General features: G+C 50.2%; 3 protein-coding genes and 1 pseudogene. 2 read left to right on the top strand and 2 right to left on the bottom strand.

Features of this window, described 5'->3' with window-relative positions; genetic code table 11:
* Window positions 1–272: 272 nt before the first annotated feature.
* Both COY37_RS10350 and COY37_RS10355 read left to right on the top strand, forming a co-directional pair.
* Entirely contained in the window at window positions 273–569 is a 297-nt protein-coding gene (locus COY37_RS10350; RefSeq protein ID WP_286677518.1) for an ArsR/SmtB family transcription factor, read from the top strand.
* On the top strand, window positions 562–1,557 hold the full coding sequence (locus COY37_RS10355; RefSeq protein WP_286677519.1) for a S1C family serine protease: 996 nt from the start codon (window positions 562–564) through the stop codon (window positions 1,555–1,557). The genes COY37_RS10350 and COY37_RS10355 overlap by 8 nt, the downstream gene beginning before the upstream one ends.
* Window positions 1,558–1,685: 128 nt before the next feature.
* Here the strand turns inward: COY37_RS10355 and COY37_RS10360 are convergent, their stop codons facing one another.
* Together COY37_RS10360 and COY37_RS10365 are read right to left on the bottom strand one after the other, a co-directional pair.
* On the bottom strand, window positions 1,686–2,036 hold the full coding sequence (locus COY37_RS10360) for an STAS domain-containing protein (RefSeq protein ID WP_286677520.1): 351 nt from the start codon (window positions 2,034–2,036) through the stop codon (window positions 1,686–1,688).
* A 27-nt stretch (window positions 2,037–2,063) separates the two neighbouring features.
* A pseudogene (locus tag COY37_RS10365) lies at window positions 2,064–2,310 on the bottom strand (hypothetical protein); the annotation flags it as partial.

Consider the following 2,310-nt stretch of genomic DNA (forward strand, 5'->3'; position numbering starts at 1 on the left):
CCTATAAACCATCTGTCTCACTTTAGTTTGTCTAAGCTTAGACCCTCCTGCATAAGAAGAAGGTTTCCGCACCCAAGATTCTTCAGTCGCATTCGCTCCTTCAGAATGACACCCTAATATCTTATTCTTAGAACTCGCTCTCTCAACCCGCACCTTCTGAATTCTGGCTCCGGACTCCTGGCTACTGCTTTTTCTGTGAGCCGTTTATTATTGACAGAAGCGTGGTAAATATACTTTAATGTATTTAAAACTATTTATATATAGGATGCGAAATGACACGTAGAGTTTTAGTGCAGTTGTTTGATGCACTTTCGGATGATACCAGGTTAAAAATAGTGATTATGCTGAGCAAGCAGGATGCCGACGCGAGCTGTCAGGTGTTGCGAAAGCAGTTCAACCTGAGCCAGCCCGCGATGTCGCATCACTTTAAGATTTTGAAACAGTGTAGGGTTGTGACGACCAAGAAATATGGAAGGCACGTCTACTACTCCCTGAACCGGGAGCTGCTCGGTACCTACCTGGAGCGATTCATTCAAGATATACAGAACGGCGGAGTGAGAGATGAATAAGTTTACACATATCGTTGAAATAGATAGAGAATTAAAACCGAATGATAACGGCCTGCTCGACGCGTACTCCGCGACGGTGACAACCGCCGCCGCCAAGGTCGGTCCTGCAACCGTTCATATAAGTTTTGGGGTACGGCAGAATACCTGGCCCTTTTCACAGGGATACGTCCAGGGTACGGGGTCCGGCATTATCATCAACAAGAACGGGCTTGTCCTTACGAACAACCACGTGGTGAACGGTACCGCGTCCGTCATGGTACACTTGCCGAACGGCCGCAGCTTCAAGGGACAAGTTGTCGGCAGAGACCCCGCGCATGATGTTGCGCTCGTCAGGATAGATGCCGAGAACCTGCCGACCGCCAAGCTGGGTACATCGAAGAACTTATTGCCGGGGCAGCTGGTTATCGCGATCGGTAACCCTCTGGGCTTTACCTGGACCGTAACCGCAGGGGTCATCAGCGCTACTCACAGGGAATTGCAGGTCAACAGGGGTTTTAACCTGAAGAATTTGATCCAGGTGGATGCTTCGATCAATCCCGGAAACAGCGGCGGACCCCTCATAAATTCCCGGGGAGAAGTTATCGGGATTACGACCGTAATGGTCCTTGGGGCTCAGAACATAGGGTTCGCGATTGAGATAGACCCGATCAGAAAAGCACTCGGTAATTTCCTGGCGGAAGACGAGGAAACGGTGCCGCTGGGGATATCCGGTAAACGGCAGAAGTTTGCTCTTGAAAACAGCGAGAATCCCGACCGGCAAACAGCTACGGGCGTGCTCGTAACCGATATTGAGAAGGACAGCCTGGCAGATCAGCTAGGCGTAGAAAAGGGTGATATGATCATCGCTTTGGATACCCACAGGATCGAGGACCCAAAGGATCTCGAAGCGAGCTACGCCCGTGCCGCCGAGCAAGTGAGACTGTTGCTCTTGCGGGAGGGCGACCTTCACGAGATAATCGCCCGCACGACGGTTAATAATCAAGCTTAAGGCATAGCCTTAAGGGCCGCGCCAGGACGCGGCCTTAGATACCTCCCAGTAGAAAACCCCGCCTTTAACCGGACGGGGTTTTTCGCTTTTCTGCCGACATGCTGGGTTTGTTCCTTGCATTTATGGTGTTATGCTATATGGTCGTGATCGTGGGGGCCGAGACCGCCGCCCGCATCCTTAAAAAAAAGCGTATCGAACCCCGCCATCTGGAAGAGCCTCTTAAGAGACGGGCGCGCGTTGACCACTCTCACTTCGCCATCGACCGTCCTGCTGAGCTTGAGCAGGAGCCCGAACGCAGAGCTATCGGAGTAATCGACATCCGAGTAATCAAACGTAATGTCCATGATATCCTCGTTTACGGCCAAGGGATAAAGGGCCTGCTTAAGAATGCCAACCGTATGAAAATCAAGTGACCCGATCGGTTTGACCACCAATTTGTGATCGTCCTCGACCTCGATTGTAAAAGAAAATTGGCTCATCGTTTCACCCATCATGTTCGTGTCCTGTTATTTTCTGTGGCAAGTTGATCCTACCTTGAAAAGCATTACTTTGTTAATGCGTACCCAAAATCGATATTTATTAAGCAAGCCGGGGTGAAATTTTTGTGTGGTGTCGACGACATTGCTGTTATGGACAGCTAGAGTAGTTGTAGCTATCCTTTGCTCGGCATGTAGTAAAGCGTCTTCGAGGAGAAACTCGTTCAGATCGGAATCGCCACAATCAAAAGAGGCCGGAATATTATCACGGGTGAGG

The sequence above is a fragment of the Candidatus Aquicultor secundus genome (assembly GCF_002791875.1).
Classification (GTDB): Bacteria; Actinomycetota; Aquicultoria; order Aquicultorales; family Aquicultoraceae; genus Aquicultor_A; species Aquicultor_A secundus.